Origin of the sequence: Achromobacter sp. HZ01, from assembly GCF_003267925.1 — a bacterium.
GTDB classification, from domain to species: domain Bacteria; phylum Pseudomonadota; class Gammaproteobacteria; order Burkholderiales; family Burkholderiaceae_B; genus Achromobacter; species Achromobacter pulmonis_A.
The window spans coordinates 596,915-619,615 of record NZ_LWKV01000003.1 but is presented as its reverse complement, the minus strand read 5'-3'; the positions used below and the strand labels follow the sequence as shown (position 1 = coordinate 619,615).

General features: G+C 68.1%; 20 protein-coding genes. 4 read left to right on the top strand and 16 right to left on the bottom strand.

Features of this window, described 5'->3' with window-relative positions:
- Positions 1-163: 163 nt before the first annotated feature.
- The 9 genes from A6B37_RS18935 to A6B37_RS18895 all read right to left on the bottom strand — a co-directional run bounded on the left by A6B37_RS18935 (position 164) and on the right by A6B37_RS18895 (position 11,349).
- The gene (locus A6B37_RS18935) at positions 164-1,954 is read right to left on the bottom strand and encodes an aminopeptidase P family protein (RefSeq protein WP_111826617.1); all 1,791 of its coding nucleotides are present in this window, start codon (positions 1,952-1,954) and stop codon (positions 164-166) included.
- A 23-nt stretch (positions 1,955-1,977) separates the two neighbouring features.
- Entirely contained in the window at positions 1,978-2,811 is an 834-nt protein-coding gene (locus tag A6B37_RS18930) for a M55 family metallopeptidase (protein WP_102774462.1), read from the bottom strand.
- Between the two features lie 22 nt (positions 2,812-2,833).
- On the bottom strand, positions 2,834-3,928 hold the full coding sequence (locus A6B37_RS18925) for a P1 family peptidase (RefSeq protein WP_111826616.1): 1,095 nt from the start codon (positions 3,926-3,928) through the stop codon (positions 2,834-2,836).
- 103 nt (positions 3,929-4,031) lie between these two features.
- On the bottom strand, positions 4,032-4,931 hold the full coding sequence (gene gsiD / locus A6B37_RS18920) for a glutathione ABC transporter permease GsiD (protein ID WP_102774460.1): 900 nt from the start codon (positions 4,929-4,931) through the stop codon (positions 4,032-4,034).
- 7 nt (positions 4,932-4,938) lie between these two features.
- A complete protein-coding gene (gene gsiC, locus A6B37_RS18915) occupies positions 4,939-5,859 on the bottom strand; it encodes a glutathione ABC transporter permease GsiC (RefSeq protein WP_102774459.1) in 921 nt (306 codons plus the stop codon).
- Between the two features lie 91 nt (positions 5,860-5,950).
- On the bottom strand, positions 5,951-7,504 hold the full coding sequence (gene gsiB / locus A6B37_RS18910; protein ID WP_102774458.1) for a glutathione ABC transporter substrate-binding protein GsiB: 1,554 nt from the start codon (positions 7,502-7,504) through the stop codon (positions 5,951-5,953).
- Between the two features lie 64 nt (positions 7,505-7,568).
- Complete coding sequence (locus A6B37_RS18905; protein WP_111826615.1) at positions 7,569-9,452, bottom strand: dipeptide ABC transporter ATP-binding protein; 1,884 nt, start codon at positions 9,450-9,452, stop codon at positions 7,569-7,571.
- 44 nt (positions 9,453-9,496) lie between these two features.
- Positions 9,497-10,477, bottom strand: a complete 981-nt coding sequence (locus tag A6B37_RS18900; RefSeq protein WP_102774456.1) for an isoaspartyl peptidase/L-asparaginase — start codon at positions 10,475-10,477, stop codon at positions 9,497-9,499.
- A complete protein-coding gene (locus A6B37_RS18895) occupies positions 10,474-11,349 on the bottom strand; it encodes a MurR/RpiR family transcriptional regulator (protein WP_102774455.1) in 876 nt (291 codons plus the stop codon). Before A6B37_RS18895 ends, A6B37_RS18900 begins: the two co-directional genes overlap by 4 nt.
- Positions 11,350-11,531: 182 nt before the next feature.
- On the opposite strand from A6B37_RS18895, the gene A6B37_RS18890 reads away from it, so the two are divergent.
- On the top strand, positions 11,532-11,993 hold the full coding sequence (locus tag A6B37_RS18890) for a GNAT family N-acetyltransferase (RefSeq protein WP_111826614.1): 462 nt from the start codon (positions 11,532-11,534) through the stop codon (positions 11,991-11,993).
- 93 nt (positions 11,994-12,086) lie between these two features.
- On the opposite strand, the gene A6B37_RS18885 is transcribed toward A6B37_RS18890, so the two are convergent.
- From A6B37_RS18885 to A6B37_RS18875, 3 genes are all read right to left on the bottom strand, one after another.
- Positions 12,087-12,737 (bottom strand): CoA transferase subunit B, encoded by a 651-nt coding sequence (locus tag A6B37_RS18885; RefSeq protein ID WP_111826613.1) that lies wholly within the window; start codon positions 12,735-12,737, stop codon positions 12,087-12,089.
- Between the two features lie 11 nt (positions 12,738-12,748).
- Positions 12,749-13,447 carry a CoA transferase subunit A gene (locus A6B37_RS18880; RefSeq protein ID WP_111826612.1) on the bottom strand — a complete coding sequence of 233 codons (699 nt, stop codon included), beginning with the start codon at positions 13,445-13,447 and terminating at the stop codon, positions 12,749-12,751.
- Positions 13,448-13,599: 152 nt separating this feature from the next.
- On the bottom strand, positions 13,600-14,049 hold the full coding sequence (locus tag A6B37_RS18875; RefSeq protein ID WP_181391011.1) for an acyl-CoA thioesterase: 450 nt from the start codon (positions 14,047-14,049) through the stop codon (positions 13,600-13,602).
- 112 nt (positions 14,050-14,161) lie between these two features.
- Between A6B37_RS18875 and A6B37_RS18870 the strand changes: the two genes are divergently transcribed.
- From A6B37_RS18870 to A6B37_RS18860, 3 genes are all read left to right on the top strand, one after another.
- On the top strand, positions 14,162-15,808 hold the full coding sequence (locus A6B37_RS18870; RefSeq protein WP_168202249.1) for an electron transfer flavoprotein-ubiquinone oxidoreductase: 1,647 nt from the start codon (positions 14,162-14,164) through the stop codon (positions 15,806-15,808).
- 42 nt (positions 15,809-15,850) lie between these two features.
- On the top strand, positions 15,851-16,702 hold the full coding sequence (locus tag A6B37_RS18865; RefSeq protein WP_111826611.1) for an NAD-dependent epimerase/dehydratase family protein: 852 nt from the start codon (positions 15,851-15,853) through the stop codon (positions 16,700-16,702).
- A 77-nt stretch (positions 16,703-16,779) separates the two neighbouring features.
- On the top strand, positions 16,780-17,124 hold the full coding sequence (locus A6B37_RS18860) for an antibiotic biosynthesis monooxygenase (RefSeq protein ID WP_111826610.1): 345 nt from the start codon (positions 16,780-16,782) through the stop codon (positions 17,122-17,124).
- Positions 17,125-17,140: 16 nt separating this feature from the next.
- On the opposite strand, the gene ltaE is transcribed toward A6B37_RS18860, so the two are convergent.
- The 4 genes from ltaE to A6B37_RS18840 all read right to left on the bottom strand — a co-directional run bounded on the left by ltaE (position 17,141) and on the right by A6B37_RS18840 (position 22,648).
- Positions 17,141-18,151, bottom strand: coding sequence for a low-specificity L-threonine aldolase (gene ltaE, locus A6B37_RS18855; protein ID WP_111826609.1), 1,011 nt, complete (start codon positions 18,149-18,151; stop codon positions 17,141-17,143).
- Positions 18,152-18,184: 33 nt separating this feature from the next.
- Entirely contained in the window at positions 18,185-19,072 is an 888-nt protein-coding gene (locus A6B37_RS18850; RefSeq protein WP_102774447.1) for a DMT family transporter, read from the bottom strand.
- A 119-nt stretch (positions 19,073-19,191) separates the two neighbouring features.
- On the bottom strand, positions 19,192-21,171 hold the full coding sequence (acs, locus tag A6B37_RS18845; protein ID WP_168202248.1) for an acetate--CoA ligase: 1,980 nt from the start codon (positions 21,169-21,171) through the stop codon (positions 19,192-19,194).
- A 253-nt stretch (positions 21,172-21,424) separates the two neighbouring features.
- Positions 21,425-22,648, bottom strand: a complete 1,224-nt coding sequence (locus tag A6B37_RS18840; RefSeq protein ID WP_168202263.1) for an MFS transporter — start codon at positions 22,646-22,648, stop codon at positions 21,425-21,427.
- Between the last annotated feature and the right edge of the window lie 53 nt (positions 22,649-22,701).

The following is a 22,701-nucleotide window of genomic DNA, read 5'->3' as shown; positions in this document are numbered from 1 at the left end:
CGAACGGGCGCGTGCGGGAAATTTGGATTATAGCCGGGAGGCGGAACTTGTTTGGGTTTTCCCTTAGCGAACAGGCGTAACATTTGGCAGCACTCCCGCGCTGTCGCGCGCGTGCTGCGTCCCTGTTTTATCGCGACCCGGCGCGCCGCCGGGCCGCGGCCGTTCAGATCGCCGCCGTGCGGCGTTCCAGCCAGGCCAGCGCCTCGCCCTGGACCAGCGGCGACAGGCGGTCGTACACCGTGCGGTGATAGTCGTTGAGCCAGGCGATCTCGTCGGGGCGCATCAGCGAGGGCTCGATGCAGCGCGTGTCGATCGGGCACAGCGTCAACGTCTCGAAGCACAGGAACTCGCCCAGCTCGGAAGTCAGCCAGGCGCGGTTGGCCACCAGGTTCTCGATGCGCACGCCCCAGCGCCCCGGGCGGTAGATGCCGGGTTCGTTGGAGGTGATCATGCCCGGCTCCATCGCCGTGTGCGGACCCGGCGCGGCGCGGTACGAAATGACCTGCGGCCCTTCGTGCACGTTCAGGAAATAGCCCACGCCATGTCCCGTGCCGTGGCCGTACTCGGCTCCGCCTTCCCAGATCGGCGCGCGCGCGATGGCGTCGAGCATGGGCGACGGCGTGCCGCGCGGAAACGAGGCGCGCGACAGCGCGATCATGCCCTTGAGCACCAGCGTGAAATCGACCTTCTGGTCGGCGCTGGGCTCGCCCACCGCGACCACGCGGGTGATGTCGGTGGTGCCGCCCAGGTACTGGCCGCCCGAATCGATCAGCAAGAGCCCGTCGCCTTCGATCACGGCGTGCGACTCGGGCGTGGCGCGGTAATGCGGCATCGCGCCGTTGGCGTTGAATCCGGCGATGGTGGCGAAGCTCGGGCAGACGTAGCCGGGCCGGCGCGCGCGGGCCGCGGTGATCTGCTCGTCTATGGTCAGTTCGGTGATGGTCTGCCCGCCCTGCGCGCCTTCGAACCAGGCGAAGAATTCGCACAGCGCCGCGCCGTCCTGCGCCATGGCCTGGCGCACCTGGGCCAGTTCGGCGTCGGTCTTGCGCGATTTCAGCAGCGTCGACGGATTGATGGCCTCGACCCGCGGCACGGCCGGGTCCATCGCATGGAACACGCCGCAGGTCACGCGCGCCGGATCGATCAGGAGTTTCTGGTCCCGTTCCAGCGAGGCCAGCGCATCGGCCGCCTGGGCGTAGTCGGCCACCTCGACGCCGTCGCGCGCCAGCAGCGCGCGCAGGGCGGCGTCGATCTTGCCCTCGGCCACGAACAGCGTGGCGTGGTCCAGGCCGACCAGCGCGTGGCCGACGAACACCGGGTTGTAGTCCACGTCCGCGCCGCGCAGGTTGAAGAGCCAGGCGATGTCGTCCAGCGTGCACAGGAAATGCACGTCCGCACCGTGTGCGCGCATGGCTTCGCGCACCTGCGCGAGCTTGTCGGCGCGCGTGACGCAGGCCTCGGGCGCCACGTGGTCGTAGATCGGCGCGGTCGGCAGGCCGGCGCGGCCGGGCCAGATCTCGTCGAGCAGGTCCAGCCGGATCTCCAGCGCGGCGCCGCAAGACGCCGCGGCCGCCGACAGCGCGCGGAACGCGCCCAGCCCCAGTACCTGGCCGTCCACCCCGATCACGTCGCCCGGGCCGGTGTTGGCGGCCAGCCAGTCGACGTGGCCGGGCGTGGACGCCAGCGCGATCTTCATCAGCTGCACGCAGGTCCCGGCCAGCTGCGCCTCGGCCTGCACCCAGTAGCGGCTGTCGACCCACAGGCCGGCGAAATCGGCGGTGACCACCAGCGTGCCGACGGACCCCGTGAAACCGGACAACCAGCGCCGCCCCTGCCAGCGCTCCGGAAGATACTCGGACAGATGCGGGTCCGAAGACGGGACGATATAGGCGGACAGGCCGCGGCGGCTCATGGCCTGCCGCAATTGGGCGATACGGGCGTCGGTGCTTGGCATGGAATCCTCGAAGGCTGTGGGCCCTAGCGCAACATGAAGGACATGGCCGCCAGGCTGTTGAGCGTGCGGATGGCGGACTGCATGCTGTCGGTAGTGAACCGCAGGGTCGCGCCATCGACCCGCTCCAGGCTGGGCCACATGCAGAACAGGTCGGCCAGGGCGGCGCTTTGCGTCTGCAACCGGCATTCTATAGGGGCGGGAATGCGGAAAGGAACGGCCTTGCCGGCGCCGCCCGCCTTCAGTTTGCGCACCGCGGTCTCGGCGGCCGCGGCGATCGCGCGGCGCGAGGCGGCCGGCGACAGGGTCACGCCGCTGCCCTGGCCATGCGCCGTCTTGGTCTGCACCCATTCGGCGCCGGGGAAGAGATCGCGGGTTTCCTCGATGAACACGTCGTCGCCCGAACCCAGGATCACCGGCACGCCCATCTCCCCGGCCAGCGCGCCGTACAGACCGGCCTCGCCCAGCTCCATGCCGTTGATGAACACGCGCGCGAAGGCGAAGCTGTTGATGGTGTGGGCCAGGATGCCGCGGCCCTGCGAGCGCGAGTGGTAGCCGATCATGACGACGGCGTCGCAGCCCTCTTCCAGCCCGCCCATCATGCCCAGGTAGCGCGGCTTGCCCAGCACCAGGCGGGCGCGCTCGTCCAGACCGTCGGGCAGCAGGTTGCGGAACCCGCCATGCGAATCGTTGACCAGGATTTCTTCCGCGCCTCCGGCGATCGCCCCCAGCACGGCCGCGTTGGCCTCGGCGGTCATCCAGGCGCGGGCGCGCTCGTATTCGCCGTTGCCGGCGCGGACCTGCTCGGAATGGAAGACGCCGGCGACGCCTTCGATATCGGTGGAGATGAGGATCTTCATGGGGAGTGCCTTGGATGGAGGTTCAGAATTCCGTGTCGGCCAGCCACTGGCGCCAGTGCGGCGCGGCCTCGCGGATGGCCGCGCGCCGATGGCCGTCGCGGCCGGTCACGGCCTCGGCGCGCCACAGCGCGGCGATGATGGCCTGCTCGCAGGCCTCGGCGGCCGCCTCGAACAGCGGATCGATGCGCGCCTCGTGCAGCATGGCGAGCGCGGGCATGGGCCGGTCGGGCTGCTGCGGCACGGTGTAGGCGGTGGAAAACGCCAGCGCGATGTCGCCGCTGCCGTGGCCGAACACCGAGCCGGTGCGCGCCAGGCCCGCGCCCGCGCGCAGCGACAGGCGGCGCAACTGGCGCGAATCCAGCGGCGCGTCGGTGGCCAGCAGCAGGATGATGGAGCCTTTCTCCGGCGCGATGGCGGCGTTCTCCGCCACGCCCGCCTGCCCGCCGGCGACTTGCTGGACCAGCCGGCGGCCGAACGGCCGGCCGGCCACGGTCAGGTTGGGCAGACGGCCGAAGTTCGCCAGCACCAGCGCGCCCACCGTATAGGCCCGCTCGCCTTCGATGGCGGCCACTCGCGACGCCGAACCGATGCCGCCCTTGAAGGAAAAACAGGACATGCCCCGGCCGGCGCCCACGGCGCCCTGCTCGAAGCGCTTGCCGGCCGCGGCCAGCGCCTGCGCGTAGTGCGCTTCCTGCACCGCCAGCGCCTGGATGTCGTTCAGGTAGCCGTCGTTGCACTCGAAGACCAGCGGATTGACGGTGGCCATGCCGCGCCCGATCTCGGGGTTGGCGGCCACGGCGGCGCGGATCTGGGCATTGGCCACGGTGCCCACGCCGAAGGTGTTGGTCAGGCCGATCGGGGTTTCCAGCACGCCCAGTTCCTGCACCTGGACCAGGCCCGTGCTCTTGCCGAAACCGTTCAGCACGGTCGCGGCCGCGGGCGTCTTGTCCAGATAGGGATCGCCGCCGTGCGCACGCACCACGGTCACGCCGGTCTGCAGCGCGCCTTCCGACAGCGTGCAGTGGCCGACGGTCACGTCGCCCACGTCGCAGATCGAATCCAGCGGACCCGCGGGCAGGCGCCCGATGCGGGGAATTTCCAGCACTTGTTTTTCCATGCTTGCTGCGTGTCGCCACGCTCCAGAATGCAAAACACCGCCGGTCTTCGCCGCCGGCGCGCGCCAGCGCGCGCGTTGCGCGACGAAGAACGGCGGCGAAGGATTACTTGCGGTCGATCTTGGGATCGAGCGCGTCGCGCAGGCCGTCGCCCAGCAGGTTGAACGCCAGCACGGTCAGGAAGATCGCCAGGGCCGGGAAGATCGCCACGTGCGGCGCGATCACCATGTCGGCGCGGGCCTCGTTGAGCATCGCGCCCCACTCGGGCGTGGGCGGCTGCGCGCCCATGCCCAGGAAGGACAGGCTGGCGGCGGTGATGATCGAGGTGCCGATGCGCATCGTGCCGTACACCACGATCGGCGAGATCGTGCCGGGCAGGATGTGGCGCATGATGATGGTCCAGTCGGACGCGCCCACGCTCTTGACGGCTTCGACGTAGGTCATCTGCTTGATCGACAGCGTGTTGCCGCGCACCAGGCGGGCGAAGGCCGGCACGCTGAACACCGCCACGGCGACGATCACGTTGACCATGCTGGAGCCCAGGATGGCGACCACGCCGATGGCCAGCAGCATGCCGGGGAACGCCAGCAGCACGTCGGAGATGCGCATGGTGATGCGCTCCCACCAGCCCTGGTAATAGCCGGCCATCAGGCCCATGAAGGTGCCGACGACGGCGCCCATGGCGACCGACAGGAAGCCGGCGGCCAGCGAGATGCGCGCGCCCATGATGATGCGGCTGAAGATGTCGCGGCCCAGCGAGTCCACGCCCATCCAGTGCGCGGCCGAGGGCCCGGCGTTGAGCGCGTCGTAGTCGAAGTAGTTTTCCGCGTCGAACGGCACGATCCACGGCGCGAAGACCGCGACGGCGACCAGCAGCAGGACGAAGATGCCGGCGCCGACGGCGAGCTTCTGCTTCTTGAACTTGCGCCAGAACTCGGTGGCGGGGGTGCGCACGTCGTTCTTGGGCGCGGCGGCGAGGGTCGCGGCGGGGGTGGTATTGCTCATGGCCGCCTCACTTGTAACGGATGCTGGGATTGATGACGCCGTAGAGCACGTCGACAATCAGGTTGATCAGGATGAATTCCAGCGAAAACAGCAGCACCAGGCCCTGGATCACCGGATAGTCGCGCTGGGTCACGGCGTCCACCAGCAGGCGGCCGAGGCCGGGCCAGTTGAACACGGTCTCGACCACGATGGAGCCGCCCAGCAGGAAGCCGAACTGCAGGCCCATCATGGTGACCACCGGGATCAGCGCGTTGCGCAGCGCATGCTTGATGACCACGCGCTTCTCGGTCAGGCCCTTGGCGCGGGCGGTGCGCACGAAGTCTTCCTGGATGACTTCCACGAAGGAGGCGCGGGTGAAGCGGGCCATCACCGCGGCGACGGCGGCGCCCAGCGTGATGGACGGCAGTATGTAGTGTTGCCAGGTGGAGGCGCCCACGGTCGGCAGCCAGCCGAGCTTGACCGAGAAGATCTCCATCAGCATCATGCCCAGCGCGAACGCGGGGAACGAGATGCCCGACACCGCCAGCGTCATGCCGAGGCGGTCGGGCCAGCGGTTGCGCCACACGGCGGACACGATCCCGATGACCATGCCGAACGCCACCGACCAGACCATGCTGGCGATGGTGAGCCACAGTGTGGGCATGAAGCGGTCCGCGATTTCCGTCGACACCGGGCGCTTGGTGCGCAGCGAGGTGCCGAGGTCGCCTTGCAGCATGTGGCTGAAGTAGCGCACGAACTGCTGCGGCAGGGGCAGGTCCAGCCCGAGCTCCTGGCGCACGAGTTCGACGGTCGCCTGGTCGGCGTCCTGGCCGGCGGCCAGACGAGCCGGATCGCCCGGAAGCATGTGCACGAACAGGAACACGACCACGGCCACCAGTAGCAGCGTGGGGATCATGCCCAAAAGACGTTTGACGATGTAGGTCAGCATTGAAATTCCTGCGACATCGGCGGGGACACCGCGTCCCCGCCGTATGCGGCCTTACTGTGGGGCCTGGCGGCCCCGGGGGTTGCTGCTAGGGTTACTGCTTCAGGTCGATGTCGCCGAACCAGAACGAGGTGTCCGGCTCCACGTACACGCCCGACAGGTTCTTGGACTTGACGTACAGGTTGCTGGCGGTCACCAGGAAGGCCCACGGAGCGTCCTTCCAGATGGTTTCCTGGACGTTCTTGTAGATTTCCGCCTTCTTGGCGCGATCCGTCGTGGCCAGGGCCTGCTGGATGCCTTCGTCGACCGACTTGTTCGAGTAGTACGACACGTTGTTGAGCACCGGCGGGAACGCGGCGGTGGTCAGCAGCGGACGCAGGCCCCAGTCGGCCTCGCCGGTCGAGGACGACCAGCCGGCGTAGTACATGCGGACCTTGGCGTCCTCGGGCTTCTGCACCTGCTGCACGCGCTGCACGCGCTGGCCGGATTCCAGCACCTCGACCGAGACCTTGATGCCGACCTGGGCCAGCTGCTGCTGCAGGAACTGCACGACCTTCACCGAGGTGCCGTCGTTATAGGCGGACCACAGCGTGCTTTCGAAGCCGTTGGGGTAGCCGGCTTCGGCCAGCAGGGCCTTGGCCTTCTTGATGTCGTACGGCCACGGACCCGTCTTGTGGGCGAAGTCCACGCCGGCCGGCACCACGCCGTCGACCACGCTGGCGTAGCCCGAGAAAGCGACCTTGGCCAGGGCTTCCTTGTTGATGGCGTAGTTGATGGCTTCACGCACCTTGACGTTGTCGAACGGCTTTTGCTGCGTGTTCATGGCGATGTAGCGGGCCATGATCGAGTTCTTGTTGTCGACCACGTCCAGCTTGTCGTTCTTCTTCAGCACGGCGGCCTGCTCGTAGGGCACCGGGAAGGCGAACTGCGCCTCGCCCGTCTGCACCACGGCGGCGCGGGTGTTGTTGTCGGTGACAGTGCGGAACGTCAGGGTGTCGATCTTGGGATAGCCCTTCTTCCAGTAGCCGTCGAACTTCTTGACCTTCAGGTATTCGGCCGGTTTCCATTCGACGAATTCGAACGGGCCGGTGCCCACCGGGTGGAAGCCGATTTCCTTGCCGTACTTGGCCAGGGCGGCCGGCGAGATCATCATGGCGGCCGGGTGGGCCAGCGCGTTGATGAAGGCCGAGAACGGCTTCTTCAGCGTGATCTTGACGGTCATCGGATCGACCACTTCGGTCTTTTCGATGACGCTGAACTGGATGTAGCGCGACAGGCGGTTGTCCGGGTTGGACGGACGGTCGAAGTTGACCTTGACGGCTTCGGCGTTGAAATCGGTGCCGTCATGGAACTTCACGCCGGGACGCAGCTTGAAGGTGTAGACCAGGCCGTCTTCGCTGACCGAGTAGTCGGTGGCCAGCACTTTCTGGATCTTCAGGTCCTTGTCGAACTCGAACAGGCCCTCGTAATAGGCCTTGCCGGCAGCCTGGTTCAGCGTGCTGTTGGTGTTGTACGGATCGAGCGTTTCCAGCGCAATCTGGACGGCGAACGTCACGTCCTTCGAGGCGTGCGCCAGCGGCGCGCTGAGCATGCCGAAGGCCACGGCGGCGGCGGCCATCAGCTTGGTGGGGCGCAGAACTTTCATCATTGCAACTCCTGGTTCCGTGAGGAATTAGGGGGTTTGGTGGAAGAAAAACAAGTACGGCAAAGACTCAATACGCTCCGCCGACCGCATGGCGGGCGACGAAGTGATCCGTTCCGACCTGCACCAGCGGCTGCACCACCGGCTCGTCGCCCAGTTTGCGGATCGGGCTTGGGATTTCATCGGACAGCAACGCGCGCTTGAGGTGGCGGCGCGCCGGATCGGCGATCGGCACGGCCGACATCAACTTCTTGGTGTACGGGTGCTGCGGGTTCTCGAAAATGGCGCGGCGCGGGCCGATCTCGACGATCTGGCCCAGGTACATCACCGCCACGCGGTGGCTGACGCGTTCGACCACGGCCATGTCGTGCGAGATGAACAGGAACGAAATGCCCATGTCGCGCTGCAGGTCGATCAGCAGGTTCACGATCTGCGCCTGGATCGAGACGTCCAGCGCCGACACGGATTCGTCGGCGATCACCACCTTGGGGTTCAGGGCCAGGGCGCGCGCGATGCAGATGCGCTGGCGCTGGCCGCCGGAGAATTCGTGCGGATAGCGCTGCGCCATCTCGGCCGGCAGGCCGACGCGCTCCAGCAGCTCGGCCACGCGGCGTTCGGCGTCGCGGCCCTTTGCCACGCCATGCACCAGCAGCGGCTCCATGATGGAGAAGCCCACGGTCACGCGCGGGTCGAGCGAGGCGAACGGGTCCTGGAACACGAACTGGATGTCGCGGCGCAGGGACTGCAGCTCGTTGTTCTTCAGGCGCACGATGTCGCGCCCGCCGAAGCGGATCTCGCCGCCCTGGCTGTCGACCAGGCGCAGCAGCGAACGGCCGGTGGTGGACTTGCCGCAGCCCGACTCGCCCACCAGCGACAGGGTTTCACCGGGGTACAGGTCGAAGCTGACGCGCTCCACGGCGTGCACGCGGCGCTGCACGCGGCTCAGGATGCCGCCGCGCAGGTCGAAGCGGGTGACCAGGTCGCGCACGCTCAGGATGGGCTCGCGCTTGGCCTCGCCGGCCTGCGGCGCGCTGACGGCGGGCGCTTCCTCGGGCTGGGCCTGGCCGTCGACCTGCAACAGCGGGAAACGCGCCGGCAGGTCGGTGCCCTGCATGGCGCCCAGCTTCGGCACGGCCGACAGCAGTGCCTTGGTATAGCGGTGCTGGGGCGCGGCGAACACCCGGTCGGACGGGCCTTCCTCGACCTTGTCGCCGCGGTACATGACCAGCACGCGGTCGGCCACTTCGGCGACCACGCCCATGTCGTGGGTGATGAACACCACGCCCATGTGCATTTCTTCCTGGAGCTGGCGGATCAGCTGCAGGATCTGCGCCTGGATGGTGACGTCCAGCGCGGTGGTGGGTTCGTCGGCGATCAGCAGCGCCGGCTTGCAGGCCAGCGCCATCGCGATCATGACGCGCTGGCGCATGCCGCCCGAGAGCTGGTGCGGGTAGCGGTCCAGCACCGACCTGGCTTCCGGGATGCGCACCTGCTCCAGCATGCGCAGGGCTTCGGCGCGGGCCGAGGCCGCGTCCTTGCCCTGGTGCTGGCGGATCGATTCGGCGATCTGGTCGCCGGCCGTGAACACCGGGTTCAGCGAGGTCATCGGCTCCTGGAAAATCATGGCCATGTCCGCGCCGCGCACATTGCGCATGACGCGCTGGCTGGAGCCGGCCAGGTCGATCACGGAGCCGTTGCGCCGGCGCAGCGCCATGCTGCCCTGGGCGATGCGTCCGCCGCCGTGCTCGACCAGCCGCATGAGCGCCAGCGACGTCACCGACTTGCCCGAACCCGATTCGCCCACGATGGCCAGGGTTTCGCCCCGGTCCACATGGAACGACAGATTGCGCACGGCTTCGACCGTGCGCTCGGAACCCACGAAGCGCACCGTCAGGTCGTCGACCTGGACCACGCGGTTATCCGGCAGCGCCAGGCTGTTTGCGCGATCAACCATCTTTTTTGATTCCCCAAATACTGAAAAAATGAACCTGCCGCCGCTTATCGATAGATCGCGGTGACCGGCTTTTCGCCGACCCGGGCGTAGCCCCGGTACATGCCTTCCGTGTTGAACGGCAGGGCCACGTTGCCCTGCGCGTCCACGGCCACCAGGCCGCCCTTGCCGCCGATGGTGGGCAGCTTTTCATGCACGACGCGGTCCGCCGCCGCTTCCAGCGTGGCGCCGCAGTACTCCATCTGCGCCGCCACGTCATAGGCGGCGACCATGCGGATAAACATCTCGCCGGTGCCCGTGGTGGACACCGCGCAGGTCTTGTTGCTGGCGTAGGTGCCGGCGCCGATCAGCGGCGCGTCGCCGACGCGGCCGACCTGCTTGTTGGTGATGCCGCCGGTGGACGTGGCCGCCGCCAGGTTGCCCTGGGCGTCCACCGCCACCGCGCCCACCGTGCCGAATTTCTTGTCGGCGTCCAGCGGGTCGGCCGGCGCAGGCTGGCCGCGCGCGACCAGGGCCTGGCCGTCGTGGTCCAGCACCGCCGCTTCCGGCGTCTCGCGCTGCACGCGCAGCAGCTGCTCGCGGCGGGCTTCGGTGGAGAAGTACGACGGATCGACCAGCTCCAGGCCCTCTTCCTTGGCGTAGGCTTCGGCGCCCTCGCCCACGAAGAACACGTGCTTGCTGTTTTCCATGACCTTGCGCGCGGCGAACACCGGGTTGCGCACGCGGTGCACGCCGGCGATGGCGCCCGAGCGCAGCGTGGCGCCGTCCATGATGGCGGCGTCCAGCTCATGGGTGCCGGCGCTGGTGAACACGGCGCCGTGGCCGGCGTTGAACAGCGGGCAGTCTTCCAGCAGGCGGACCGCTTCGGTCACGGCGTCCAGCGCGCTGCCGCCCTGGGCCAGCACCGCCTGGCCGGCGGCCAGGATGGATTCCAGCGCGTCGAGGTATTCCTGTTCTTTCTCCGGCGACATGGCCGCGCGGGACATCGCGCCGGCGCCGCCGTGGATCGCGATCACGGGTTGAATCATCGTTTACCTACTCCATGGATGAGCCACGGCATGACGGACTGGGTCACCCCAGCGGCGGCCGCGACGGAATTCTTGGCCCGATAGGCCACCGCCGCCGACAGGGCTTCGATCAGCCCGAGCGCGGCGGTTTCGGAATTGGGACTGAGCTGGCGCGCGGAATACGCGTACAACACCACGGATGCCGTGGGCGCCAGCGGCGACGTGGGCTTGTCGGTCAGCACCAGCACCGGCACGCCGGCCTGGCGGGCCGCGCCGGCCAGGGTCACGGTGTCGGCCAGGTAGCGCGGAAAGCCGATGGCGATCACCAGGTCCTGGGAAGTCATGCGCGACATCTGGCGCGCCGCGTGCGAAACGCCGCCGGGTCCGGCCAGCGATTCGACCGAATGCAGGTGCATGCACAGGCCGCGCTGCAGCAGCCCCGCCAGGAAACCGCTGGCGCCGAAACCGATGATGAACACGCGTTCGGCCGCCAGGATGGCCTGCACCGCCTGCTCGCAGGCGGCCGCGTCCAGCGACTGCAGGTTGCGCTGCGCGTTGCGCACGTCCTCTTCCAGCGTGGCGGCGAAGATCTGCACGGCGCTGGCCGAATGGGCCAGCTCGGTGCGCAGCTTTTCGACCGGCTCCAGCGCGGCCTCGAAGCCGCGCGCCAGTTCGGCGCGGAATTGCGGATAGCCCGGCAGGTCCAGGGCGCGCGCGAAACGGTTCGCCGTGGCCACGGACACCCCGACCGCCGCGGCGAATTCGTCGATGGTCATGGTGGCGACCCGGAACTGGTGCGCCAGCACGTAGTCGGCCATCTTGTGCTGGGTGCGGCTCAACGCGGGCTGGGCCCGGGCGATCCGATCAGCGATCGTGAGTGCGGCCTTGGTCATCGGGAAAGCGGGGGGAATGTGTAGCGGAGATCTATGTAAATCTGTTTACATGCAAATTTTAGATAAGAAAATAGATTTTCATACTAGGGGTATACCCGCGTAAAAATGTAACGGAGCGGCCTGAAAAGCGGCGCCGGCATGCGGTACCCTATCCGCTCCTCCCTCTCCTGCCGCACGCCCCCATGCCCGTCTGGACCTGCAAACCGCACGCCGCCCTGACCACCGCCGAGCTCTACGCCATCCTGCGCCTGCGCTCCGAAGTCTTCGTGGTGGAACAGAACTGCGTCTTCCTCGACATGGACGGCAAGGACCTGAACGGCGCGACCGAACACCTGATGGCCTGGCAGGACGGCGCGCTGCTGGCCTATTGCCGCCTGCTGGAACCGGCCCTGAACGACGGCCGCGCCGTCATCGGCCGCGTGATCACCGCGCCGGCCGCGCGCGGCGCCGGCCTGGGCCACGAACTGATGCGCCGCGCCAAGGCCGAGGTCGAACGCCTGTGGCCCGGCCAGCCGGTGTACCTGGGCGCGCAGGCGCGGCTGCGCGGGTACTACGGCGGACACGGGTTCGTGGCGGTCACCGAGGAATATATGGAGGATGGCATCCCGCATGTGGGGATGTTGTTGGAAGCGGGCGGGGCTTGATCGAAGGACGGCTCCAGCCGCCCGTCCTTTCCGCAAAAAACAAAAACGCCCCTCGCGGGGCGTCGAAAGACTCGGCCGGTCAACGGCCCGGCATCACACGCCGGACACGTCGAGCTTGGCTTGGGTCTTGGACTGGATTTCGTCGGCCGTCACGCCCGGAGCCAGTTCCAGCAGCTTCAGGCCGTTTTCGGTGACTTCCATCACGCCCAGGTCGGTGATGATCAGGTCGACCACGCCCACGCCCGTCAGGGGCAGCGTGCATTCGGGCAGCAGCTTGATGTCCTCGGTGCCGTCCTTCTTCTTGGCCACGTGCTCCATCAGGACCACGACGCGGCCCACGCCGGCCACCAGGTCCATGGCGCCGCCCATGCCCTTGACCATCTTGCCCGGGATCATCCAGTTCGCCAGGTCGCCCTTTTCGGAGACCTGCATGGCGCCGAGGATGGCCAGGTTGATCTTGCCGCCGCGGATCATCGCGAACGAATCGGCCGAGGAGAAGATCGAAGAGCCCGGCAGCGTCGTCACCGTCTGCTTGCCGGCGTTGATGAGGTCGGCGTCGACCTCGTCGTCGGTGGGGAACGGGCCGATGCCCAGCAGGCCGTTCTCGGATTGCAGCCACACTTCCACGCCCTTGGGCACGTGGTTGGCCACCAGGGTCGGCAAGCCGATACCCAGGTTCACGTAAAAACCGTCTTGCAGTTCGCGCGCGGCGCGAGCCGCCATTTCATCGCGGGACCATGCCATGTCTGTTCTCCTTAGGCCGGGCGAGTGGTGCGTTGTTCGATGCGCTTTTCGGGCGTGGCGTTGAGCACGATCCGTTGCACATAGATGCCGGGCAGATGGATCTGGTCGGGGTCCAGGCTGCCGGTGTCAACGATTTTCTCGACCTCGACCACGGTCAGCTTGCCGGCCATGGCGACGTTGGGGTTGAAGTTGCGCGCGGTCTTGCGGAACACCAGGTTGCCGCTACGGTCGGCGATGTAGGCCTTGACCAGCGACACGTCCGGCACCAGCGAACGCTCCATCACGTACTGGTGGCCGTCGAATTCGCGGATTTCCTTGCCGTCGGCGACGATGGTGCCCACGCCGGTGCGGGTGAAGAAGGCCGGGATGCCGGCGCCGCCGGCGCGCAGCTTCTCGGCCAGCGTGCCCTGCGGCGTGAATTCGAGCTCGAGTTCGCCCGACAGGTACTGGCGTTCGAATTCCTTGTTCTCGCCCACGTACGAGGCGATCATCTTGCGCACCTGCCGCGTGTTGAGCAGCTGGCCGAGGCCGAAGCCGTCGACGCCCGCGTTATTGCTCACGCAGGTGAGATCCTTGACGCCCGAATCGCGCAACGCGGCGATCAGCGCCTCCGGAATGCCGCAAAGGCCGAAACCGCCGACGGCAATCATCAGGCCGTCCTTGACGATGCCTGCCAGCGCCTCCTGCGCGCTTGCATAAACCTTGTCCATCGCTCCAACTCCTAGTTAAGGTAAAACCGTAGAGAGCCCGTCCCGCGCCGCAACGGACCCTGTTTTTCCTGTTGCTATTGTGCTTTGCGTTCGATTTTACCGGCATGACCGGCCGGCGCCATCGCCATTTTGCCGCAGTCGCGGCGCGTCCCTCAGGCGGCCGGCGTGAACATGGCGCCCAGTTGCGCCAGCACCTGCTGCGGCCACGGGGCGGACACGTTGGCCACGTAGTCCATCCAGACTAGCACGTTGCGCCCGCGCGCATAGGGGCCGCTCGGGTCGCCGGCCTTCTCCAGGGTCAGCTCGAATTCGGCGCTGGAACGGCCGATGCGCGTGACCGTGTGCTTGACGAGCACGTCCGCGGGATAGGTGAAGGAACGCAGGAAATCGCAGGATGCGTGAGCCAGGATCAGGCCCGTCTCCGAGGGCAGCTTGAAGCCGGCGCCATAGAGGATCTGCATCCGCGCCTCTTCCATGAGCCGAAAATACAGCGTGTTGTTGAGATGGTTCAAAGCGTCGGAATCGCCCCAACGCAAAGGCAATTCCGTCTGGTGGGTATCGCCCACCGCAAGAATCCGTGCAGACAGATTGTCCGGGTTCACCAATAACTCCTGATGGCTGAATGAAATACGAAGGCAGGCATGGCTCCGCCTGCAATACAATCGCCGATAATACTTCCAGCCAAATATGGAATACATACGGGGAGCTTTGCAAATGTCTGAACGCGAGTCGATGGAATATGACGTGGTCGTGGTCGGCGGTGGACCCGCCGGCCTGGCCACTGCTATCCGTCTGAAGCAGTTGGCCGCTGAAAAGAACCAGGAGATCGGCGTCTGCGTACTTGAAAAAGGCGCTGAACTCGGCGCGCACATCCTGTCCGGCGCCGTCATGGACCCGCTGGCGCTGACCGAGCTGATCCCCGACTGGAAAGAAAAAGGCGCGCCGCTGAACGTGCCCGTCACGCAGGACAAGTTCCTGTTCCTGTCGGAGAACGGCGCGCGCGCGACCCCCAACTGGCTGTTGCCGCCCTGTTTCCACAACGAAGGCAATTACATCGTGCGCCTCGGCGACGTGGTGAAATGGCTGGGCGAACAGGCCGAAGCGCTGGGCGTGGACATCTTCCCTGGCTTCGCCGCGGTGGAAGTCCTGTATGACGACAAGGGCGCGGTGCGCGGCGTGGCCACGGGCGACATGGGCGTGGCGCGCGACGGCAGCCACACCGACCACTACCAGCCCGGCATGGAACTGCATGCCCGCTACACGGTGTTCGCCGAAGGCGCGCGCGGCCAGCTCGGCCGCCAGCTGATCGAACGCTACAAGCTCGACGAAGGCCGCAACCCGCAGTCCTACGGCATCGGCATCAAGGAAATGTGGGAAGTCGATCCGGCCCAGTCCAAGCCGGGCCTGGTCATCCACACGGCCGGCTGGCCGCTGGATTCCGACACCTACGGCGGCTCGTTCCTCTACCACCTGGACAACAACCTGGTGGCCGTCGGCATGATCGTGGGCCTGGACTACGCCAACCCGTGGCTGTCGCCGTTCGACGAATTCCAGCGCTACAAGACGCACCCGGCCATCCGCGGCACCTTCGAAGGCGGCAAGCGCATCGCCTACGGCGCGCGCGCCATCACGGCCGGCGGCCTGCTGGCGCTGCCCAAGCTGACCTTCCCGGGCGGCGTGCTGGTCGGCTGCGAAGCGGGCTTCCTCAACGCCTCGCGCATCAAGGGCAGCCACGCCGCCATCAAGTCCGGCAAGCTGGCCGCCGAAGCGGCCTTCGACGCCCTGGTCGCGGATCGCCGCCAGGACGAGCTGTCCGCCTATCCGCAGGCCTTCGAAGCCTCGTGGCTGCACGCCGAGCTGAACAAGGCGCGCAACTTCAAGCAGTGGTTCAAGAAGGGCCGCACGATCGCCACGCTGATGACCGGCATCGAGCAGCTGGTGTTCAAGGGCAAGATGCCCTGGACCCTGCGCCACAACAAGCCCGATCACGCCTGCCTGCAACCGGCCTCGCAATGCGCGCGCATCGACTATCCCAAGCCGGACGGCAAGCTCACCTTCGACAAGCTCAGTTCGGTGTTCATCTCGAACACCAACCACGAAGAGAACGAGCCCATCCACCTGACGCTGAAGGACCCCACCGTTCCGGTGCGGATCAACCTGGCCAAGTACGGCGGGCCCGAAGCGCGCTACTGTCCCGCGGGCGTCTATGAGTTCGTCAAGGACGACCACGGCGAGGACCGCTTGCAGATCAACGCGCAGAACTGTGTGCACTGCAAGACCTGCGACATCAAGGACCCGACCCAGAACATCGTCTGGGTGGCGCCGCAAGGCGGCGAAGGTCCGGTCTACAGCGGCATGTAAGCGGCGCCGCCCCGCGGGGCGGCGCGCAATGGCGCGAATCCCATGACCGAACGCGTGCTGCTCATCGGCTGCGGCGACCTGGGCCTGCGGGTCGCCCGGCGCTTCCTGGCGCGCGGCGACGAGGTCCATGCCCTGCGCCGCCATCCGCCGGCCGACGGCCCTTCGGGCATCCGCTGGCTGCGCGGCGACATCGCCGCGCCCGGCGGAGTCGGCGCGCTGCCGCAAGGCGTCACGCGCCTGATCCACCTGCCTGCGCCCGGCGCGCGCGACGCCGCGGCCTATCGCGGCGTATTCATCGACGGCCTGGCGCGGGTGCTGGACGCGCTGGACGCCTCGCGGCTGGCGCGGATCGTGTTCGTGTCCTCCAGCGCCGTCTATGGCGAGCACGACGGCGACTGGGTCACCGAAGACACGCCCCCTGCTCCCCTGGGCGAGAACGGCCGCATATTGCTGCAGGCCGAGGCCGCGCTGGCGGCGCGCGGCCTGCCCGCCACGGCGCTGCGGCTGGCGGGCCTGTACGGCCCGGGCCGGCTGCAGCTGATCGAACGCCTGCGCAGCGGCGCGGCCGGCGCGCCGCGCCAGCCCGAACACTGGGCCAACCGCATCCATATCGACGACGCCGCCGCGGCCGTGGCGCATCTGGCGCTGCTGCCCGAGGCCGCGCCGGTGTACATCGGCTGCGACGACACGCCGCTGCCCCTGCATACGCTGTACGCCGAGCTGGCCAGGCTGGCCGGCGCGCCCGCGCCGCGCACCGCGCCCGCCCCGGCCAACGTCGGCAGCAAGAAACTCAGCAACGCCCGTCTGCGTGCCAGCGGCTTCACGCTGCAGTGGCCCGACTCGCGCCTGGGCTACGCCGCGCTGCTGGCCGAGGCCCGGCCGCCGCAGGCATAGTTCGCCGCGCGCCGAAGCGTGGGCCGCGCACGCGCCGGATACTGGCGCCATCCCGACACTGCCAAGGACCACACCCCATGATCGCCGTGATATTCGAAGTCCAGCCGGCCGACGGCAATCCCGAGCCCTATCTGGCCATCGCCGCGGGACTGGTCGAGGACCTGCGGGCCGTCGACGGCTTTATTTCCGTCGAACGCTTCCAGAGCCTGAGTCAGCCGGGCAAGCTGCTGTCGCTATCGTTCTGGCGCGATGAAGACGCCGTGCGGCGCTGGCGCTCGCTGGAATCGCACCGCCGCGCACAGGAAGCCGGGCGCGGCGGCGTGTTCGCCGGCTACCGGCTGCGGGTCGCGCAGGTGCTGCGCGACTACGGCATGCACGAGCGCGAACAGGCCCCGGCCGACAGCCGCGAACGGCACGGCTGAGGCTGCGCCCGCGGCCTCAGGCCAGGTGCCGCGCCACGGCCTGGACCACCCGGCGCACGTCGTCGGCGGACACGTCCAGGTGCGTGACCAGGCGCGTCGGGCCGCCATAGACGGCGCGCATCAGAATGCCCTCGGCGCCTAGCGCGGCGGTCAGCGCCTCGCAGCGCGCGGGCTCGAATTCGGCGAACACCATGTTGGTGTCCTGGCTCAGCACCCTGACGCCGGCGATGCCGCGCAAGCCCTCGGCCAGCAGGCGCGCATTGGAATGGTCTTCGGCCAGGCGCTCGACGTTGTGTTCCAGCGCGTACAGGCAGGCCGCGGCCAGTACGCCGGCCTGGCGCAGGCCGCCGCCCAACATCTTGCGCCAGCGGTGGGCGCGCGCGATCAGTTCGGCGCTGCCCGCCAGGACCGAGCCCACCGGCGCGCCCAGGCCCTTGGAAAAACAGATCGACACCGTATCGAAGGGTTGGCACAGCTGCGCCAACGGCAGGCCGCTGGCCACGGACGCGTTGAACACGCGCGCGCCGTCCAGATGCGTGGCCAGGCCGTGGCGGCGCGCCCAGTCGGTGGCGGCCTGCACGTAGGCGGCCGGGATCAGCTTGCCGTGGAAGGTGTTCTCCAGCGCCAGCAAACGGGTGCGCGCGAAGTGCGCGTCGTCGGCCGGCTTGAGCGCCGCCGCCAGTTTTTCCAGCGGCAGCGTGCCGTCTTCGGCGTGCTCGATCGGCTGCGGCTGGATGCTGCCCAGCACGGCCGCCCCGCCCCCTTCGTACTTGTAGGTATGGGCCAGCTGGCCCACCAGGTATTCGTCGCCGCGCCCGCAATGCGCCATCAGCGCGCCCAGGTTGCTCTGCGTGCCGGACGGGAAGAACAGGCCCGCCTCCTTGCCGGCGCGCGCGGCCACCGCTTCCTGCAGCCGGATCACGGTGGGATCGTCGCCCATCACGTCATCGCCCAGCGGCGCGGCGACCATGGCCTGCAGCATGGCCGCCGAGGGTCGGGTGACGGTGTCGCTGCGCAGATCGATCATGATTAGTCCTCGATAAATGGGATGGGGGTCCGGTCAGTCGGCGCGCTGGGCCGGCGCGGCGCGGCTCACCACCCAGATGCCGGCCAGGATCAGCGCCATGCCGCCCAGTTCCACGGCAGTGGGCCGCTCGGACAGCAGCAGCCAGGCCAGCAGCATGGCCACCACCGGCACGCCCAGGCTGGACAGGCCGGCGATGGAGGCCGGCACCCGGCGCACGACCTGCAGCCACAGCAGCCAGCCCGCGGCGGTGGCGATCAGCACGATATAGACCATGCCGGCCCAGAGCTGCCAGCCCCATTGCGCCGGCATCTGCGGCATGAGCCAGGCCACCGGCACCATCACCAGGCCGCCGAACAGCATCTGCCACGCGGTGAACGTCATCACGTCCGGTGCGTGACGCTCGAACATGCGCTTGGACAGCACGGTGCCCACGCCCCAGCTCAGGCCGCTGCCCAGCCCCAGCAGCACCGGCCGGATGTCGCCCAGGCCGTTCCAGGGCTCGACGAAGCACACCAGGCCGACGGCGGCCAGGCCGATGCCCAGCGCGTGCGTGGCGGTGGGCCGTTCGCGCAGCAGCCACCATGCGAACAGGATCACCCAGAACGGCATGGTGTAGGCCATGAGCGAGACCTTGCCGACCCCGCCCGTCACCAGCGCGGTCTGCACGAAGCCCTGGAAGCCCGCGGTCTGGGTCAGGCCGATCAGCAGCGTCAGCTTCCACGGCGGCATGGCCAGCGGCCGGCGGGTCGCGATGGCCAGCGCGAACAGCACCAGGCTGCCCGATACGTAGCGCAGCGCGACGAAATCGAACGGGCCGATGTAGGGCACGATCAGCTTCATCGCGATCCAGCTACCCGCCCAGACCAGGATGGTGCTGAGCATCAGGGCCAGCCCTGCGCGATCGAAACTGCTGCGGCTCACGTCTTCGACTCCGTGTTGTTCGAGAAAAAAAGAAGGCGCCCGTGCCGGAAAGAGCACGGGCGCCTCACATTATGCGCCTGTCGCGCAGCGCGCGGCCGGACGGCGCCGGCCGGGCCCGCTCACAGCGGCTTGGACAGCTGTTCCAGGATGGCGGGGTTCTCCAGCGTGGAGACGTCCTGCGTGACTTCCTCGCCCTTGGCGACCACGCGCAGCAGGCGGCGCATGATCTTGCCCGAACGCGTCTTGGGCAGGTTGTCGCCGAAGCGGATGTCCTTGGGCTTGGCGATGGGGCCGATTTCCCTGGCCACCCAGTCGCGCAGCGTCTTGGCGATGGCCTGCGCCTCGTCGCCTTCGGGGCGGGCGCGCTTGAGCACCACGAAGGCCACCACGGCCTCGCCCGTCGTATCGTCCGGACGGCCCACCACCGCGGCCTCGGCCACCATTTCGTGGGCGACCAGGGCCGATTCGACTTCCATCGTGCCCAGGCGGTGGCCGGAGACGTTCAGCACGTCGTCGATGCGGCCCATGATCCAGAAATAGCCGTCGGCGTCGCGCTGCGCGCCGTCGCCGGCCAGGTAGTAGCCGCGAAGCTCGGACGGGAAATAGCTTTTCTTGAAGCGCTCCGGGTCGCCCCAGATGTTGCGGATCATGGCCGGCCACGGACGCTTGACCACCAGGAAGCCGCCGTTGCCCTGCTCGACGTCGGCGCCGGTCTCGTCGACGATGGCCGCCGCGATGCCAGGCAGAGGCAAGGTGCAGGAACCCGGCTTGGTCGGCGTGGCGCCGGGCAGCGGGGTGATCATGTGCCCGCCGGTCTCGGTCTGCCACCAGGTGTCCACGATGGGGCAACGCTCGCGGCCCACGTTCTTGTGATACCACATCCAGGCTTCGGGGTTGATGGGCTCGCCCACCGTGCCGATGATGCGCAGGCTGTCGAGATCGTAGTTGCCAGGATGCGCTTCGGGCGTGGCCTCGGCCGCCTTGATCAGCGAGCGGATCGCCGTGGGCGCGGTGTAGAAGGTGTTGACCTTGTGGCGCGCGATCATGTCCCAGAAGCGGCCGGCGTTCGGGTAGGTGGGCACGCCCTCGAACACCACCTGCGTCAGGCCGGCGGCCAGCGGGCCGTAGGTGATGTAGGTGTGGCCGGTGACCCAGCCCACGTCGGCCGTGCACCAGTAGACGTCGTCCTTGCGCGCGTCGAAGGTCCACTTCACGGTCAGCAGCGCCCACAGCAGGTAGCCCGCCGACGAGTGCTGCACGCCCTTGGGCTTGCCGGTGGAGCCGGAGGTGTAGAGGATGAACAGCGGGTGCTCGGCGTTGACCGGCACCGGTTCGCAGGTGTCGGCCTGGCCGGCTTCCACGTCATGCATCCAGAGGTCGCGGCCTTCGTTCCACTGCACCTTGCCGCCGGTGCGGCGGTACACGATGACCTTGGAGACGGCTTCGCAGCCGCCCATGGCGAAGGCTTCCTCGACCGCCGGCTTGAGCGGGATGGTCTTGCCGCCGCGCACCTGCTCGTCGGCCGTGATGACCAGCGTGGCGCCCACGTCCACGATGCGCTCCTGCAGGCTCTTGGCCGAGAAGCCGCCGAACACCACCGAGTGCGTCACGCCCAGGCGCGCGCAGGCCTGCATGGCGACCACGGCTTCGATCGACATCGGCATGTAGATGATGGCGCGGTCGCCCTTCTTGTAGCCCAGCGCGGCGATGCCGTTGGCGAAGCGGCACACGCGCGCCAGCAGTTCGCGGTACGTGATCTTGTCGACCTTGCCGTCGTCGGATTCGAAGATGATGGCGGTCTTGTCGGCGTTGCCGTTGGTGAGGTGCACGTCCAGGCAGTTGGCCGAAACGTTGAGTTCGCCGTCGCCGAACCAGCGGTAGAACGGCGCGTCGGATTCGTCGAGGACCTGCGTGAAGGGCTTGGTCCATTGCAGGTTGTCGCGCGCCTGGCCGGCCCAGAAGCCGTCGAAATCGTTCTCGACCTGGGCGCACAGCGCGTTGTAGGCGTCCATGCTGGGAATCGCGGCGCCCTGCGCCGCGCGCTCGGGCGGCGGGAATACGCGGGTTTCCACCAGGACGGACTCAATAGCGTTCGACATGATTTTTGTCTCCAATCGGTGATTCTGTTGTTTGTGCCGCTTTTTCAGACCTACCTGCAACCGTATCGCCACGCTCTTACGGGCACCTTACGCAAAATGCGGGCCGGAGTCCGCGTGCGCAGGCGCCTGGAGCGCCGGGATCGCAGGGCATAGGCCTCGCGGCCCGCACAAGCCATTGGCGCATCGGCGCCGCATGGTGGCGGCGCCGCTGGGCAGACCATAAGGATAGCAGCCGCGGCGGCGCTTTCGCGAGTCAGGCGCCCCGCCGCGCCAGGCCGCTGCGCACGTCCACGCGCGCCAGCAGGATGAGGCCGCCGACGAAGAACAGGCCGGTCACCAGGATCGCCAGGCGATGGTTGCCGTGCGTGGCCCAGGTCACCAGGCCATAGGTCAGCGGACCGATCACGGCGGCGAGCTGCACCGCGAAGGTCCACAGCGAATAGAACTCTGCCAGCCGGCCCGCGGGCGCGAGCGCGCCCGTCATGGCCCGGCCGGCGCTCTGGGTCGTGCCCATGCACAGCCCGGCCAGCGTGGCGGCCACCCAGAACACCGGCGCGGTCACGGCGGCGTAGGCCACCAGCACCATCGCGATCCAGCCGGCCAGCGTGATGGCCAGCGCCGGCTTGTGGCCGATGCGGTCCTGCACGTAGCCGAACGAGAACGCGCCCGCCGCCGCGCCGATGTTCACGGTGAACACCAGCAGCATGATCTGGGGCGTGGTGAAGCCCATGACTTCCGAGGCGTAGACGGCCGCCAGCGTGATCACCACCGAGATGCCGGCCTGGTAGCAGGCGATGCACATCAGCAGCCGGCGGAACTCGGGAAAGTGCTGTCCGGTCTCGCGCCAGGCGTAGGCCAGGCGCTTGAGCATGTGCAGCGCCTGGGTCTGGCCGGGCTGCGGCCGGGCGCGCTCGCGCAGCATGAAAAAAGACGGCAGCGCCGCCAGCGCGAACACCGTACAGGTGACGACGACGACCCAGGGCACGAATTGCTCGGCGCCCGCGCCGCGCGCCTCGGCCTGCGTCACGACCAGCAGCGACAGGCCCAGCGTCAGCATGCCGCCGAAATAGCCGAAGCTCCAGCCCCAGCCCGAGACCCGCCCCAGCGCCGAGGGCCTGGCGAGTTCGGGCAGGAAGGCCGCGACCACCGACTCGCCCACGCAATAGCAGTAGTTGGAGACGACGATGGCGGCCAGCGCCAGCCAGACGTCGCCCGGACCCGCCTGGGTCAGCATCAGCGTGGCCGCGACGCAGCCCACCGTGCTCGCGTAGAGCAGGCGGCGCTTGCCGGCGCGCGCGTCGGCGCGGGCGCCCAGGCCGGGCATGGTCAGCATGATGAGCAGATAGGACAGCGACAGCGCCGCGGTCCATGCCAGCGTGGCCCACGGGGCGCGCCCGCCCACCACGCCGACGAAATAAGTGCTGAACACCGCCGTGAGGATCACGGTGGTGTAGCCGGAATTGGCGAAGTCGTACATGGCCCAGGCCCAGACTTCGCGCCTGGCCACGCCGGGGTTCAGGGGACTGTCGT